Below are 16,022 nucleotides of genomic sequence, written 5' to 3' on the forward strand. Positions count from 1 at the left end.
TTTTCCGTTTTCATCTATTGATTTGCTAGGAAAAACCAATTATATGGACTAGACTTCATTAGAAATAATAGGATAGAATCAATTACAAGGAGGTGAATAAAAATGGAAAACGAAATAAAAGAGATAATGTCTTTATTGGGAGAGATGAACAAAAAATTTGACGTGATTGACAAAAGATTTGATGAAATGGATAAAAGATTTGATGCAATGGACAAAAGATTTGAAACCCTTGAAACGGAAGTAAAGGGCATGAAATCGGAGATGGAAACTGGCTTTAAGGACGTGCATAGAAAGCTTGATTCAATCCAATCAATTTGTCAAAGTCATAAATATGACCTAGACCTTTTTTATGAAAAGCAGCAAAAGCTTGAAAGAAAAGTAAATAAAGTCGAAAAAATTCAAGATAACCTATTTTAATATCCTCTTTGTTTTTCAATAAAATAAACTTCGCAGAAAACCTCTAGATCAATCAAAAATCCAACTTTATCTAGATTTATTGGAACAATTTTTATAAAATGGTAGCAAATACTTTTAAGGATGAGTTTAAAATGAAAACTGCCATTGTCACAGACAGTACTGCATATATCCCAAAAGAAATTCGAGAAGAACTAAACATTCATATGATTCCGCTTAGTGTCATAATGAAAGGGGAAACGTATGAGGAGGAAGTAGATTTATTTGCAGATCAATTTTATGAAGAAGTAAAGCAATTAGACAAGCTTCCAACCTCCTCTCAGCCTTCAACTGGGAAATTCATAGAACTATTTGAAAAACTAGCTAAAGACCACGATGCCATCATTAGCATTCATTTGTCGAGCGGAATCAGCGGGACCTATCAAGGTGCTGTCACTGCCGGAACAATGGTGGAGGGCGTCAAAGTCTACCCTTATGATTCCGAAATAAGCTGTATGGCACAGGGGTTCTATGCAATTGATGCGGCAAAGCTTGCATTAGAAGGAAAATCTCCCGAGGAAATTCTCCTAAGACTTAATGAGCTAAAAGCATCTACACGAGCTTATTTTATGGCCGATGATCTTTCCCACCTCCAACGCGGAGGCCGTTTGTCCAGTGCCCAAGCGATGATTGGTAGCCTATTAAAAATAAAGCCACTTCTTCACTTTGTCGATAAAGTCATCGTCCCTTTTGAAAAAATCCGAACAAGGAAAAAAGCGATGAATCGAATTGCCGAATTACTAGGTGAAGATGCTGCTAAAGGAATCCCATTAAAAGCGTCTATCATTCACGCAAATCGTGAAGAAGAAGCAATGGAATGGAAGTCTGAACTTGAAAAGCTATATCCAAATGTTGATTTTTCCATCAGCTATTTTGGTCCTGTCATTGGAACCCATATCGGCGAAGGCGCGATGGGATTGACTTGGATGTTGAAATAAAATGGTAAAGCGCCATTCCAAGCAGGGAATGGCGTCTGCTTATTTGGGCAATTATAGCCCCAAATGTGGACACAGGTTCCGTTATTTCAGTAATCAGCCTTGCTTTCAACATGTTAGAGGACAGGCGTTCCGCTATTCGCAAAAATCATAAGGAAATCCCTGCTTTTTTGCAAAATAACGGAACGTCTGTCCGCAAACTTCGGAAAAAATGCCATTTGTCACAGATAACGGAAGCTGTGTCCTTTAATTGTTAGGAAACTAGTTTAACCGGACACAGGTTCCGTTATTTTCAGGAAAAAACCATGCTTTCAACATGTTAGAGGACAGACGTTCCGCTATTCGCAAAAAATCATAAGGAAATCCCCGCTTGTTTGCAAAATAACGGAACGCCTGTCCGCAAACTTCGGAAAAAATGCCATTTTGTCACAGATAACGGAAGCTGTGTCCTTTAATTGGTTAGAACCTAATTTAACCGGACACTAGTTCCGTTATTTCAGGAAAAAACCATGCTTTCAACATGTTAGAGGACAGACGTTCCGCTATTCGCAAAAATCATAAGGAAATCCCCGCTTGTTTGCAAAATAACGGAACGTCTGTCCGCAAACTTCGGAAAAAATGCCATTTTGTCACAGATAACGGAACGGATGTCCTCCAAATGAAAAATCTAACACCCTGAATTTCATCTGTTTCTTTTTTGAGTACATTCTAAACAAAACAATTCCAAAGGAGTGACCCCATTTGTCCACAGAATTACAAGCCTACCTTGCAGGCCGCAAATTGCTTCAAAGTGAAATCCCTCCCGATCTGCTAGAAGAGAATAATCTCATCTCATACCAAGACGGTATCACAAAGGAAAAAAATCAATGGAAATGTACTAGATGTGGAAACACCAACCAAAATCTATTTGCCAATTATCCATGTGCACGGTGCAAACAACATTGCACTTATTGCCGAAATTGCATCATGATGGGGCGGGTTTCTACATGTACTCCTTTAATAGGCTGGAACGGGCCTGATCCAGAAATAGATCCAGAAGACATTCCTTTGCAATGGGACGGCCAGTTATCAAAAGGTCAACAACACGCCTCAGCTGCAGTTGTTAAAGCAATTCAATCTAATTCCGACATGTTGGTTTGGGCGGTCTGTGGCGCTGGAAAAACAGAGGTTCTATTTGCAGGGATCAATGAGGCACTCCGTAACGGACGACGTGTCTGCATCGCCACACCAAGAACGGATGTGGTACTTGAACTTGCCCCGCGCTTCCGTAAAGTTTTCCCGGCAACTACTATCTCAGCCCTTTACGGTGGCAGTGAGGAACGCCACCAATACGCACAACTTGTCATCTCGACCACCCACCAGCTTTTCCGCTTCGAAAATGCCTTCGATGTCATCATTGTTGATGAAGTCGATGCCTTTCCCTATACATTTGATAGAACTTTGCAATGGGCTGTCGAAAAAGCAGCACGTCAACCATCTGCAAAAATTCACTTAACAGCAACTCCAAGCACTAAATGGCAAAAAGAATGCATGTCAGGCAATCGGGCACATGTCACTATACCGGCTCGTTTCCACAGGCGATCTCTCCCAGTCCCACAATTTAAATGGTGCGGAAACTGGCGAAAACCGATCGAAAAAGGCAAACTTCCAAGGATAGTGGAAAAATGGGTATCTGACCGCCTCCAAATTAACAAACAAGCTCTTGTTTTTTTACCCAATATTAAGCTTATGGAAAAAGCGGCACCTCTCTTTCAAAAGCTCCATCCAAAAATCGAATCGGTCCATGCAGAAGACCAAAATCGAAAAGAAAAGGTTATGAGAATGCGTACAAAGGAAACACCTATACTATTAACTACTACTATTCTAGAACGAGGAGTCACCTTTCCAAATATAGATGTGGCTGTTGTGGGGGCAGAGGACCGAATTTTTACCGAGGCTGCCCTTGTCCAAATTTCCGGACGAGTTGGCCGAAGCGCAGATTACCCAACTGGGAATATCACTTTTTTTCACTATGGGCAATCAAGGGAAATGCTCAAAGCGCAAAACCATATTATCCGCATGAACCAAGAGGCGAGGAAAAGGGGGCTTATTGATGGCTGATTATTGCCTGCTGTGCTCTGTCTATTTAGTTCCAAGAATTACATGGATCTTTTTTTCTTTTCAGCATGAGGAAGCTTTTCTTTGTACTGATTGCAGGAAAAAACTCAGCAAAATATCTGGGAAAACATGTGAAAAGTGTTGCCGACCTCTGGATAAGCTTTCACCTGAATTCGTACAAAATAATTTATGTTTAGACTGTGTTCGCTGGGAAGAGGATCCGGAATGGAGCGGCATTTTAGAAAAAAATGTTTCCATATATGAATACAATGATTTTTTCAAGGATCTATTATCCAGGTTCAAATTTAGAGGAGACTATGTCTTAGCAAAGGTCTTCGCACAAGATATTTATAAAATAACAAAATCCTTCAATTATGACCACATCGTCCCCATTCCGCTAAGCGAAGAACGTCTATTAGAAAGAGGCTTCAGCCAAGCAGAAGCGCTTATCGTGGAAGCTGAGCTCCAACCATACCATGCCCTTACACGAATACATACCGAAAAACAATCGAAAAAATCTCGCCACGAACGAATCCATATAGAAAATGTTTTTCAGGCAGTGGAACCTGTCCAGGGTAAATCCATTCTTCTTATCGATGATATATACACTACCGGTTCCACTATTAGACATGCCGCCAAAACACTAAAAAATGCTGGTGCAAAATTTGTCGTCTCTTTTACAATAGCGAGAGGATAAACAAATGAAAAATCTATCCGATATAATAAATAGAAAGAAAATGTCATTCAGGAGGAATTCAAAATGGCAGGCTTAGAAAATTGCCCTAAATGCGGTAACCTATTCGTGAAAAATAATCTTCGCGACGTATGCGAAAATTGCTATAAAGAAGAAGAGAAAAAATATGAGCTAGTATCAAAATTTTTAAGAAAACGTGAAAATAGAGCGGCTATGATCACAACTATCGTAGAAGCAACACAAGTAGAAGAAGAACTTATTTATAAATGGGTGAAAAAAGGTCGACTTCATACCACACATTTTCCAAACTTAGGTTACCCATGCAGTAAATGTGGAACTCTTATAAAAGAGGGAAAACTTTGCAAATCATGTACCTCGGAAATAAAAAAAGATTTAAGTCACTTCGATGAAACGGAAAAACTAAAAGTCGAAAATACAAGACATCAAACCTATTTAAGCAAATAGGAAAAATAAACTATAAAACATCTGCTAAATCTTCCGATATAATAAGAAGAAGCATATACGTTCGTACGAAAGGGGCGTAGACAATGAAAATCAATAATTATGGAACATCCGGAATCAATCCATATAAACAACAAATGAACAAACTAAATCAACAAAAAAATATAAATAAACAAAACGACAAAGTAGAAATATCTGCAACGGCCAAGGAACTCCAACAAGTTTCCAGCGTAGAAAAAGACCGCCAAAAGAAAGTAGAGCAGCTCAAAATTCAAGTGGAGAACGGACAGTATAAGGTTGATCCGCAAGCTGTTGCGAAGGGCATATCAAAATTTTACTTTGGAAAATAGAAAGGAGGAACCTTCATGTCAGAACCATTAATAGAAGTCCTTGAAAAGTTGAGCAAGCTGCACGAAAGTTTATATAAACTATCCTTAGAAAAAACTACAATTATTAAGGGAAACGACATGGAGAGCCTCCAGCAAATATTAAAGGATGAGCAAACACATATCACGGCCATTAATACTTTGGAAGTCGAACGTCAAAGATTAGCCAAGGAATTTTTACATACAGAGAAGGATGTAACGATTTCTGACTGCATAGAAGCTGCACCTATCGAATTGAAAGAAAAACTATCAACCTTAAAAACAAAAATCGTAGAAATCATAGAAAAATTGAAAGAACAAAACGAATTAAACCAATCGCTAATCTATCTTTCATTACAATACGTCAACATGTCACTAGACATGATTCAACCAAAACCTGAAAGCTATACATACGGAAGACCAAATCAACCCAAAGCACCTCAAAAGCCTTCATTTACTGCATTTGATTCGAAGGCGTAAAAAGATCAAAACATGTTAATGGAGGTTTACACATGACTTCAACATTTTTCGGCCTTGAAACAGCCAAGCGTGGGATGAATACCCAACAAAACGCGTTATTTGTGACAGGGCAAAATATTTCGAATGCGAATACACTAGGATATACAAGACAAAGAATCAATTTTGAAGCAACGTCACCATATCCACATGGAGGGATGAGCCGTCCACAAATACCTGGACAAATGGGAACAGGAGTTAAAGCTGGCTCTATTCAACGTGTTCGAGATTCGTTTTTAGACCAGCAATATCGTGGGGAGAATAGTAAACTAGGATATTGGAGTACTCGTTCAGATGCATTATCCAAGATGGAAGATATCTTGAATGAACCAAGTGATAGTGGACTTTCCGCCGCTATGAATCAATTTTGGCAATCATTACAGGATTTAAGTACAGGTCCGGAAAACGATGGGGCAAGAGCAGTTGTGCTACAACGTGGACAAGCAGTAGCGGAAACTTTTAACTACTTGAGCAATTCTATTAAAGATAATCAACAATATATTGGAAATGAATTGGACGTATCTATTACAGATATAAACTCTATTCTAAAGCAAATAGGGGAAATTAACCAACAAATCTCAAAAGTAGAGCCTAGTGGCTACTTGCCTAATGATTTGTACGATGAACGAGATCGTTTAGTAGATCAACTTTCAAACTATTTCAATGTGCAAGTTGAGCCTAAATCTAGCGGCGGTAATTCCTCCCCGATTGCAGAAGGAGTATATGATATAAAAATTACGGACTCCAATGGTAATGATTATTACCTAGTCAAAGGCTCAAACTATGGAAATATGGGAATTACAGGAGGGACTGGAAGCAGTGGGAATTTTCCGCCTGCTGATGGTGTTACCTCGTTAAATATTACAGATGCAGATAATAATTCGCAAAATGTAAACTTCTTTGATAATGGTCAGGTAAATATTGGTCAAGGGAAACTTCGGGGGCTAATTGAAAGTTATGGTTATAAGGACAACAGTGGAAATTCCAAAGGCATTTATCCAGAAATGCTAGATCAGCTCGACCAGTTAGCCTATACATTTGGAACTGTATTTAATCAAGTACATCAAAAAGGGTATGGCAAAAATGGTGAAACCGGCAATGACTTTTTTGATTTATCCTCCCTTTCTGATTATCATGGTGCAGCTGGTGCAATTAAAATAAATTCTAGCTTGTCAAAAGACATGATTGCGGCCTCAACAGCCTTAAAATCACCAACCGAATCTGAAACAGGCAACGGGTCTAATGCTATAAATCTGGGTAACGTACTAAGCTTTGATTTGTCAAAAGGAACCATTACTCTTGAAGGATTTTCTACCCCAACGACTATAACTGTAAGTGGTTCTGGAACGATTACTTCAAACTACCAAGCTATTATAGGTAAATTAGGCGTTGATGCTCAGCAAGCAAATCGTTTAACAGCAAATAGTCAAAGCCTGACACAATCTGTAGATCAAAATCGTCAGTCAGTAAGCTCAGTATCATTAGATGAAGAAATGATAAACATGATTAAATTTCAACAGGCATACAATGCTTCAGCAAGAAATATTACGATTGTAGATGAAATGTTAGACAAAATTATAAACGGTCTTGGAACCGGCGGAAGATAGAGAGGTAAAAGTTGATGCGTGTAACTCAATCTATGCTTTCTAATAACTTTTTGAAAAATTTAAGTAATAGCTATGATAAAATGGGAAAAATCCAAGAACAAATATCATCCCAAAAGAAAATTACGCGTCCATCGGATGATCCAGTAGTAGCCATGAAAGGAATCGGATTTCGTACTGATTTGCAAGAAGTATCACAATTCAAACGAAACTTTTCTGAGGCACATAATTGGGTGGATAATACAGATGATGCATTAAGCCAAGCAAGTAAAATAATGCAGCGAATTAGTGAAATAACAAATCAAGCTTCCAATGGAACTTTAACAGATACTGAAAGATCATCTGTTGCAAAAGAAGTTACGCAACTCCGCAATCAATTAGCGGATATTGCAAATACAAAAGTTGGGGAAAAATATATTTTTAATGGCACTGATACATCTACAAAACCAGTAGATTTAACAAAGACTCCCCCTGTATCTATTAATACAAACCCAGTAAATATAGAATTATCAAAGGGTGTCTATATACAGGTGAACAGCGATGCAAGCAATGTGTTCTCCTCAGACTTATTCGACAAGTTAGATAAGTTGTCAAAGGATTTAGAATCGAATAATCCAACTAATATTGATCAATATATTGATGAAGTGAATAATCTAAATACACAAATTGTGAATGAACGTGCTACCGTGGGAGCTCGAAGTAATAGAATTGATCTTATGGAAGATCGTATTGGCCAGCAACAAGTATCGGTAACAAAGATGATGTCAAAGAATGAGGATGTTGACATGGAACAAGCCATTACCGATTTATTGACACAGGATTCTATACAACGTGCTGCACTTGGCGTAGGTGCGAAAATTATCCAGCCTACACTATTAGACTTTTTACGTTAAAAGCTATTCTATCTGGATAGCTTTTTTTACTAGAGGTGAAAATAAGTGAAACTACCGCAAATAAGACTTGAATCACAACCTGCTATGATTCAAATGAATTCAAAAATAGCTACTCAATCGATAGAGCAGCCAGCTGCTGGATTAGATATCCAACAGCCGCCTGCTGAGTTACATATTGAACGTACACCTGCTAAATTCACCGTTGATCAGTCACAGGCATGGGCGGATATGGACTTAAAACCTATTTCGAAAAGAATTAAGGAATTTGCTCAAAATGGTTATCAAGATTGGCTAGATGGGATTGCCCGCAGAGCGGAAGAAGGAGATCAATTAATGAGAGTTGAGAATGGCGGAAATCCTATAGCCTCTATCTCGAAAGAAAATAGCAAGCTTCCTACTCACGAATTTAATTTTGGGCTTGTTCCCTCTCCGCTGAGTGTAAAAACATATTTTGACCCATCGAAGCTTGATATTCAATGGGATACAAAGAAGCCTTCGATTAATGTTCGAGTCAATAAACCAACTATTGAGTATAGTCCTGGGAATGTTAGCATTAGCATGAAACAATATCAAAGCTTGAAAATTGATTTTACTAATATTAATAGTATTGGATCCAATTTTGAAAATCAGATTTAGGAGTGTTTATATTGAAGCTGCAAACTAAGTATCATGGAGAGATAGAAATTAAAAAGGATGATATATTAACATTTACAAATGGTTTACCAGGATTCCCGGACGAGAGGGAATTTATATTACTGCCTTTACAAGAAAATCAACTATTTTCTATCTTACAATCTCTTCAAACAAAGGAAGTTGCTTTTGTTTTAACTAGTCCATTTGAGTTTTTTTCTGAATATGAAATTCAATTAGATAGTCAAACATTAGAACAATTAGAAATCAAAAATGATAAAGACGTAACTGTCATGGTTATTTTGACCGTTCATGATCCATTTAACCAAACAACAGCTAATCTTCAAGCTCCTATTGTCACGAATATTAAAAACCGTCAATCAAAACAGTTGATTCTCAATGATTCAAGATACAAAACAAAGCACCCAATTTTTACTCTGCAAACAGAAAACGTAAAGGGGTGACCGAATAGTGCTTGTACTAACCAGAAAAAAAGGCGAATCCATTCAAATTGGTGAAAATATTGAAATTCAAATCGTTTCTATCCAAGGTGATCAAGTAAAAATAGGTATTAACGCTCCAAAACAAATTGAAATTCATCGAAAAGAAATCTACCAGGAAATCCAATTAGAAAACACAAATGCTGCTATAGGTATCGATGACTTAATCAATATTTTATCCAGAAACAAAAAAGAATAAAAAAATTTATAAAAACTATTAAACCTCCTCGAATCCTGTCGATATTAATAATGTAAGCGAGAAACCAAGGGCGGCCGACCATGGTAATTCACTTAGACAAAAAAATAAATCATGTTCACACGGATGTGAACGGTACATTCAAGGAGGAAAATTAAATGATTATCAATCATAATATTTCTGCAATGAACACTGCTCGTATGTTAAATTCTAATGCTGATGCAGCAGCAAAATCTTCAGAAAAACTATCTTCAGGATACCGCATTAACCGTGCAGCAGATGATGCAGCAGGTCTTGCAATCTCTGAAAAAATGCGTAACCAAATTCGTGGCTTAGATCAAGCTCAACGCAACGCACAAGATGGTATTTCTTTAATTCAAACTGCTGAAGGTGCATTAAATGAAACTCATGCAATGTTACAACGTATGGCTGAGTTAACAACACAAGCAGCAAATGAAACAATTACTAAATCTGATGCTGATAAAATCCAAGCTGAGCTTTCTCAATTAACAAATCAAATTGATAGTATTGCTACACAAACTAAATTCAATACAAAAAATGTATTGAATACTACAAGTGCTCTTAAATTCCAAGTTGGTGCTAACGGTGGGGAAACTATTTCATTAAGTCTAGTAGATGCTACTGCGAGTGCATTAGGAATTAGCGGCATGAGTTCACTTGATGGTTCTAACGCAACTGCAAGTGCTAACCTTAAAAAGATTCAAGATGCTATTAACAAAGTTTCTGAATCTCGTTCTAATTTCGGTGCGGTTCAAAACCGTCTAGAGCACACTATCAATAACCTTGGAACTACTGAAGAAAACTTACAAGCTGCTGAATCACGTATCCGTGATGTAGATATGGCTTCTGAAATGATGAATTTCACTAAGAATAACATCCTTACTCAAGCTGCACAATCTATGCTTGCACAAGCAAATCAACAGCCACAAGGTGTACTTCAATTACTTCGTTAATTTCATAAAAAAAGAGTCTTCTTAATAGAAGACTCTTTTTTTCTTGTATTCCTAAATTAAGTATTTGATCAATATTAAAGTAAATATATTATAGAGAATTTCATTCTGAGATATATCTAAAAATATGTAGTATTTTGTCGATATAATTAATAGTACTAGATAATGAAAAGGTGAACATGATGAAGAAACATACCATATCTCTTTGTATGATTGTTAAAAACGAAGAAAAGCACTTAGAAAAATGTTTACAAAGTGTTAAAAACTGTGTTGATGAATTAATCATCGTTGATACGGGATCAAACGATAAAACACTGAGTATTGCAAAAAAGTTTGGTGCAAAAACATTTTTTTATAAATGGAACAATGATTTTGCAGAGGCTAGAAATTTTTCAATTCAACAAGCAAAGATGGATTACATTCTAATTATGGATGCGGATGAATGGTTGGATGAAAAGGTAGATTTACAAGAAGTATTAAATAATGAAAAAGATTATTATATGGTCCGCATAAAAAATGAAACTTCAAGTGGGATTGGAATTCTTCATTCAGCTATTAGACTATTTAAAAATAATATAGGATTACAATATTTTGGGAAAATTCATGAACATTTAAATATAGGGGATGAGTCACTAACATTAACTAATGATAATGGAAATGTCTTATTGTATCATGTTGGGTATAAAAATGAAACTTATAAAGAAAAAGGAAAGCATGAACGAAACTTAAAACTCTTATTAGCAGAAGTAAAAAGGAACCCTAGCGGTTACAATTTATATAATTTAGGAAATCAATATAAGTCCAATAAACAGCATAGTGAAGCCTTAGAAGAATATAAAAAAGCTTTTTCGTTATCCAAAGATAAAGTATATGTAAATCATCTCCTATTTAATATGATTGATTGTCTTCGAATTTTAGGTCAAAGAGAAGAAGCACTTGAAGTTGTAAACGCATCTATCGAAAGTTTTCCTAACTATACGGATTTCTATTTTTTGCGGGGGAGAATTTACGGAGAAATGTCATACTTTATAGATGCAGAAAAATCATATTGGAAATGCATTGAGATTGGTGAGGTAAAGGCTGCACAAACATTGGAAGGAGTAGGGAGCTTTCTTGCATACAATGCATTAGGTGACATTTATTTAGAGCGGGGAGATAACGTAAAAGCTTTTGAAATGGCAATAGAGGCTTTAAAATTAAATAAATACTTTTTACCTGCATTGAGGTTGTATATGGATTCATTAGTTAGAACTAAGATTCCTGTGGAAAATATAAGAACTAATTTAGAATCTATTTTTCCAGTGGCAAATTATAATGATTTAAAGCATTTGATTATTGTTTTAACAGTTGTTAAGAGCCCTTTATTACAAACGTATTTAGACTTATATAAACTAAGTGTTTCCGAATCAGTTTTGGGCATTAATTACCTTTATTCAAAGAAATATATTGAATCCTTTAAAATATGGAAAAAAATTGATATAGAAAGTGAAGAATATAAAGATATTATTTTACTGTCTTTTATTCTGGAAACTAATGATCTTTTAGAAAAATGCCGTCAATTTGTTAATTTAAACAAAAAAGAATGGAAATTATTAGATAAACTTATTCACGGAAAGAATATTGAGCTTGAAAAAGCAAGTGAAAAGTTTGTGGAAATTATCATTTTTATTGCAGAAAAATTAATTTTTTTAGGTGAAGATGATAAGTTTAATTATTTATTAAATGTAATAGCTAATAGTGATATTGCTTTAAAAATTGAATTATCGAGAATCCTCCTCAAAAATGGCTTTGCACAAAACGCACAAGAGCTTTTGCTTGCATCCTATTCAAAAAATCATGCAAATAAGGATTTCGTAGAATTATTAGCTGATACTTGTTTTAAACAAAATCAGCTAAAAGAAGCCCTTTCCTTTTATAATCGGGCTATAGAACTAAAGCATGATTATCCAACATACGAGAAGATGTATAGAACATTAGAAAAGTTAAACGATCAAGTTGGATTATTAACTGTCAAAAATGAGATAAAACGATTATTTCCATTGGCTGAATGGGTGAAATCAGAATAATAGTTTAAAAGAAAAGGAAACTTTGGAGGATTACAAGTATGTTTTTAAAAATGAAAAATAAAATTTCCGATTTAATCGATACAATTTCTGAGATGATAGATGTTCTACTTCAAATTAATGATCCTCTAACAGAAATTTCCGATTGCTTAGCGGCACTGGAGGCTATTTCTTCCCAAATAATTCAGGAAGAAAATATTCCTCGAAAAACAATTACACAGCTACAAAAGATAGAAATTATGTTCGAAACATTTTTAAATAATTCTACTCAAATAGATGAAAATACTATTAAAGATTTAAAAAAACAAGTAATTTTGTTCAAATCTATTTTTGTCGATGAGATAAAAGCAAAGCTAAATATAGTATTTTTTCCTTATAAGGCTTCTATGTGGGATAGTCTTGCAAGTGTGTATGAAGCGGCAGCAGAAGATAGAGATTGTGTAGTTCATGTTGTTCCTATTCCTTATTTTCAGCTTTCACAGAATGAAGCAATCCCGACGTACGAAGGCAGTCAGTTTCCTGAAAATGTACCGATAACACATTATAGTCAGTATAAACTTGAGGAACAAGAACCTGATATTATTTTTATTCATAATATTTATGACAACTTCAATACGCTAACTTGTGTATTTGAAGAATATTTTACATCGAATTTAAAAAAATTTACTGACATGTTAGTTTATGTACCTTATTACGTATCCTCATTTATCCCTTACAAAAAAGGAGAAGGCTTCTATCCATATGATTTACCATCGATTAAAAATATCGATAAAATTATTCTAGTAAATAATACAGAGAGAGATATAGCTATTAAGGAAGGGATACCATCCGATAAATTACTGGTTCTTGGTTCTCCTAAGCTAGATGCAATGGTAAAAGCCCTGAAAAGTGAAATTTCATACCCTGTAGGATGGAAAGAAAAGCTAGAAGGTAAAACAGTTTATTTAGTGAATACAGGATGCCTTTATTTTGCAAACCAGCCTTTTTTAGCAATGGAAAGACTGATAGATTTATTTAATATCCCTAGATTTATTGACAATAGTATTATTATATGGCGCCCTCATCCTCTTACGAAAACATCTATAATGAAGTATACTCCACACTTTTTAGGTTATTTTAAAGATTTGACTGAAAAGCACATTAAAGGGGAGGGGAAACTTTATAAAGGAATAATTTTAGATGAAACAGATGATTATATCCCTGCTTTAAGAGCAGCAGATATATTAATAAGTACTGATTTTTCACTTCTACGCTCTTATTTGCTTACCGAAAAAATAGTAATGTATTGGGATGATATGATGCCGAAAGGTTCCTTGCTTCCATCGAATGTTTTTTATTATGCACTAAATAAATCTGAACCGTGGTATGAACTTGTGAAGAAGTTTTCAAAAGGATATGATCCACTATTGCCAAATCGTAAGGGAATGGCAGAAAAAGTATATGTTAATACAGATGGAACGTCTGGCGAAAAGGTGTATCTATCTATAAAAGAAATTGTATTATGTGCTTCCAACAACTATGTTTCTTAAAAAATGAATTTTATTTGCTGTCGATACTCTCGACAGTTTTTTTATCTTATATGTATTCGTATAGATATATTGTTTTAGATATATTCTTTGAAAAGGGCTAAAAGAGTAATAGAATATGTCGATATAATAAATGAATGTGAACTGCTGCGATTTTAGGGGGAAATTTAAATGGAGAAAATACACTCTACATTTATTCCTCAAATAAGACCTACATCTAATGATAATCAACAACAGCAAACATTTGAGGGAGCACAAGAATTTTTAAATCAACATTCAAATAAACAAGATAACGGAAACCAGGTTTCGGAAAAATATTTAAAAGAAACGATTGAAAATGTGGATCATATGTTACCGGATCATTATTCAGTCAAATATAAATATCATGAAAAGACGGAATCCTATTATGTTCAGGTTATAAATGATAATAGTAATGAAGTTGTTCGCGAAATTCCATCAGAAAAGCTTTTGGATACATATGCTTCCATGAAAGAAATGCTTGGAATATTATTTGATATGAAAATATAAATAAGGAGGGACCGAAATGGTTACTAGAATAGTTGGTACAGCTTCGGGACTGGATATTGATAAGTTAGTAAGCGATCTGATGAAATCGGAGAAAATTCCTCAGGATACCATTTATCAAAAAGAACAATGGGCGGAGTATCAGCGTGATGCTTACAGAGATATGAATCTTGCTATAGATGCTTTCAGAAAAAGTGTAGATAACCTCCGTTTTCAAAGTACTTATAATGCATATAGTGCAATTAGTTCTGACCCAACAAGTTTTACAGTGTCTTCAACATCCAATTCCGTATCTGGGAATTACAATATAGTGGTCAATAGTATTGCAAAGGTAGCAAATTTAACATCTGCAGACGCTATTAAAAATAATGGAATAAATGTAAAATCTACAGATAAAATTCTTGGCACTGGACAAACAGCTCAAATACATATCAAAACAGCCAACGGTGAAGCAGATATCGATATTGACGAAAATACTACTTATGCATCATTAGCTACTAAAATAGCTAATGCAACTGATTCTTCTGGCAAATCTTTAGGGGTAAGAGCCATGTTTGATGATGCAACATCGAGATTTGTAACTTCCTCGAAGGATTCAGGAGAAGCACAAAGTATTACCATTTCAGATGTAACTGGTAGTGTAGCTGGGTTAATTGGTAATGGTGGAGATGCAACGAATGCAGCTATAACTGATCCTAGTAATAATCACACTACAACCGCTAAGGGTCAAGATGCTTCTGTTACTATTAATGGAGCTACTGTAACAAGTTCAACAAACAATATTTCTGTTTACGGCATGAACATAACCGTATTAAAAGAGTCTCCTAACGTAACCAACACCATCACGGTCAAATCGGATTCAGATGCGGTATTTAATACAATTAAAAATTTTGTAGACAACTATAACAAACTTATTGATACCGTAAATACTAAATTAAATGAAAAACGCTATCGAGATTATGCACCGTTAACAAAGGATCAGCGTAATTCCATGAGCGAAAACGAACAAAAACTTTGGGATGAAAAAGCAAAAAGCGGTACATTGTCGAGAGACCCGATGCTTAGTGATATTATGGCGAGCTTAAGACAATATTTGTCAGTTCCAGTTACGGGAATAGCTAGTAATGAGTTAAATTCACTCTCTAAAATTGGGATTACGACTGAGTATATGTCCTTAGATGGAAAATTACAGATTGATGAAACTAAATTAAGAGACGCAATTAATAATAATCCTGATCAGGTCATGAACTTATTTACTAAATCAGACCCAAATGCAAATCCTAATGCAAAACCTCCAGTGCCTGCTGATAAAAATAAAGAAGGTATAGGAGATCGATTATACGATATTCTTAATGACGCACTTAGCCAATTAAAGGCACAAGCGGGTGCCCCAAATACTCCCGATAATCTGGATACAAGTATTTTAGGGAAAAGCATTAGCGATTATAATACTCAATTTAATGATTGGACGGACAAGTTAAATGACCTTGAGACGAGATATTATAATCAATTTAATGCAATGGATGCAGCCATACAAAAACTCAACAGTCAATTAAGCTATATTACTTCTGCATTAGGGAGAGGCTAATAAA

At 35.3% G+C, this 16,022-nt stretch carries 17 protein-coding genes; all 17 read left to right on the forward strand.

Translation table 11 applies throughout. From position 1 onward, the window contains the following. The first annotated feature begins 102 nt into the window (after positions 1-102). A complete protein-coding gene (locus tag AN964_RS05255; protein ID WP_055738692.1) occupies positions 103-417 on the forward strand; it encodes a hypothetical protein in 315 nt (104 codons plus the stop codon). Positions 418-548: 131 nt separating this feature from the next. Next, on the forward strand, positions 549-1,391 hold the full coding sequence (locus AN964_RS05260; RefSeq protein ID WP_055738693.1) for a DegV family protein: 843 nt from the start codon (positions 549-551) through the stop codon (positions 1,389-1,391). A gap of 738 nt (positions 1,392-2,129) precedes the next feature. Next, positions 2,130-3,488 (forward strand): ATP-dependent helicase ComFA, encoded by a 1,359-nt coding sequence (locus AN964_RS05265; protein ID WP_055738694.1) that lies wholly within the window; start codon positions 2,130-2,132, stop codon positions 3,486-3,488. After that, a complete protein-coding gene (locus AN964_RS05270) occupies positions 3,481-4,182 on the forward strand; it encodes a ComFC family protein (RefSeq protein ID WP_055738695.1) in 702 nt (233 codons plus the stop codon). The genes AN964_RS05265 and AN964_RS05270 overlap by 8 nt, the downstream gene beginning before the upstream one ends. Positions 4,183-4,245: 63 nt before the next feature. Next, positions 4,246-4,644 carry a TIGR03826 family flagellar region protein gene (locus AN964_RS05275; RefSeq protein ID WP_055738696.1) on the forward strand — a complete coding sequence of 133 codons (399 nt, stop codon included), beginning with the start codon at positions 4,246-4,248 and terminating at the stop codon, positions 4,642-4,644. An 83-nt stretch (positions 4,645-4,727) separates the two neighbouring features. Continuing rightward, positions 4,728-4,991, forward strand: a complete 264-nt coding sequence (gene flgM, locus AN964_RS05280) for a flagellar biosynthesis anti-sigma factor FlgM (protein WP_055738697.1) — start codon at positions 4,728-4,730, stop codon at positions 4,989-4,991. 15 nt (positions 4,992-5,006) lie between these two features. Next, positions 5,007-5,486 carry a flagellar protein FlgN gene (locus AN964_RS05285; RefSeq protein WP_055738698.1) on the forward strand — a complete coding sequence of 160 codons (480 nt, stop codon included), beginning with the start codon at positions 5,007-5,009 and terminating at the stop codon, positions 5,484-5,486. 32 nt (positions 5,487-5,518) lie between these two features. Next, complete coding sequence (gene flgK, locus AN964_RS05290; protein ID WP_055738699.1) at positions 5,519-7,129, forward strand: flagellar hook-associated protein FlgK; 1,611 nt, start codon at positions 5,519-5,521, stop codon at positions 7,127-7,129. Between the two features lie 14 nt (positions 7,130-7,143). Continuing rightward, a complete protein-coding gene (flgL, locus tag AN964_RS05295; RefSeq protein ID WP_055738700.1) occupies positions 7,144-8,019 on the forward strand; it encodes a flagellar hook-associated protein FlgL in 876 nt (291 codons plus the stop codon). Between the two features lie 45 nt (positions 8,020-8,064). After that, positions 8,065-8,655 carry a DUF6470 family protein gene (locus AN964_RS05300; RefSeq protein WP_055738701.1) on the forward strand — a complete coding sequence of 197 codons (591 nt, stop codon included), beginning with the start codon at positions 8,065-8,067 and terminating at the stop codon, positions 8,653-8,655. A gap of 11 nt (positions 8,656-8,666) precedes the next feature. Beyond that, entirely contained in the window at positions 8,667-9,113 is a 447-nt protein-coding gene (gene fliW, locus AN964_RS05305) for a flagellar assembly protein FliW (protein WP_205603372.1), read from the forward strand. 7 nt (positions 9,114-9,120) lie between these two features. Beyond that, positions 9,121-9,348: a carbon storage regulator CsrA gene (gene csrA / locus AN964_RS05310; protein WP_055738702.1), complete on the forward strand. Its 228-nt coding sequence runs from the start codon at positions 9,121-9,123 to the stop codon at positions 9,346-9,348. A 155-nt stretch (positions 9,349-9,503) separates the two neighbouring features. Continuing rightward, complete coding sequence (locus tag AN964_RS05315) at positions 9,504-10,319, forward strand: flagellin N-terminal helical domain-containing protein (protein WP_055738703.1); 816 nt, start codon at positions 9,504-9,506, stop codon at positions 10,317-10,319. Positions 10,320-10,495: 176 nt separating this feature from the next. After that, positions 10,496-12,382, forward strand: coding sequence for a tetratricopeptide repeat-containing glycosyltransferase family 2 protein (locus AN964_RS05320; protein ID WP_083489228.1), 1,887 nt, complete (start codon positions 10,496-10,498; stop codon positions 12,380-12,382). A gap of 50 nt (positions 12,383-12,432) precedes the next feature. Further along, on the forward strand, positions 12,433-13,908 hold the full coding sequence (locus AN964_RS05325) for a CDP-glycerol glycerophosphotransferase family protein (protein ID WP_161809213.1): 1,476 nt from the start codon (positions 12,433-12,435) through the stop codon (positions 13,906-13,908). Between the two features lie 168 nt (positions 13,909-14,076). Beyond that, complete coding sequence (locus tag AN964_RS05330; RefSeq protein ID WP_055738706.1) at positions 14,077-14,433, forward strand: flagellar protein FlaG; 357 nt, start codon at positions 14,077-14,079, stop codon at positions 14,431-14,433. Between the two features lie 16 nt (positions 14,434-14,449). Continuing rightward, on the forward strand, positions 14,450-16,018 hold the full coding sequence (gene fliD, locus AN964_RS05335; RefSeq protein WP_055738707.1) for a flagellar filament capping protein FliD: 1,569 nt from the start codon (positions 14,450-14,452) through the stop codon (positions 16,016-16,018). Positions 16,019-16,022 lie beyond the last annotated feature (4 nt).

Source organism: Heyndrickxia shackletonii, assembly GCF_001420715.1.
GTDB classification, from domain to species: Bacteria; Bacillota; Bacilli; order Bacillales; family Bacillaceae_C; genus Margalitia; species Margalitia shackletonii.

Coding starts and splice junctions, on each gene's coding strand:
- AN964_RS05255 (WP_055738692.1), top strand. CDS start 103: ATGGAAAACGAAATAAAAGAGATAATGTCTTTATTGGGAGAGATGAAC.
- AN964_RS05260 (WP_055738693.1), top strand. CDS start 549: ATGAAAACTGCCATTGTCACAGACAGTACTGCATATATCCCAAAAGAA.
- AN964_RS05270 (WP_055738695.1), top strand. CDS start 3,481: ATGGCTGATTATTGCCTGCTGTGCTCTGTCTATTTAGTTCCAAGAATT.
- AN964_RS05275 (WP_055738696.1), top strand. CDS start 4,246: ATGGCAGGCTTAGAAAATTGCCCTAAATGCGGTAACCTATTCGTGAAA.
- flgM (WP_055738697.1), top strand. CDS start 4,728: ATGAAAATCAATAATTATGGAACATCCGGAATCAATCCATATAAACAA.
- AN964_RS05285 (WP_055738698.1), top strand. CDS start 5,007: ATGTCAGAACCATTAATAGAAGTCCTTGAAAAGTTGAGCAAGCTGCAC.
- flgK (WP_055738699.1), top strand. CDS start 5,519: ATGACTTCAACATTTTTCGGCCTTGAAACAGCCAAGCGTGGGATGAAT.
- flgL (WP_055738700.1), top strand. CDS start 7,144: ATGCGTGTAACTCAATCTATGCTTTCTAATAACTTTTTGAAAAATTTA.
- AN964_RS05315 (WP_055738703.1), top strand. CDS start 9,504: ATGATTATCAATCATAATATTTCTGCAATGAACACTGCTCGTATGTTA.
- AN964_RS05320 (WP_083489228.1), top strand. CDS start 10,496: ATGATGAAGAAACATACCATATCTCTTTGTATGATTGTTAAAAACGAA.
- AN964_RS05325 (WP_161809213.1), top strand. CDS start 12,433: ATGAAAAATAAAATTTCCGATTTAATCGATACAATTTCTGAGATGATA.
- AN964_RS05330 (WP_055738706.1), top strand. CDS start 14,077: ATGGAGAAAATACACTCTACATTTATTCCTCAAATAAGACCTACATCT.
- fliD (WP_055738707.1), top strand. CDS start 14,450: ATGGTTACTAGAATAGTTGGTACAGCTTCGGGACTGGATATTGATAAG.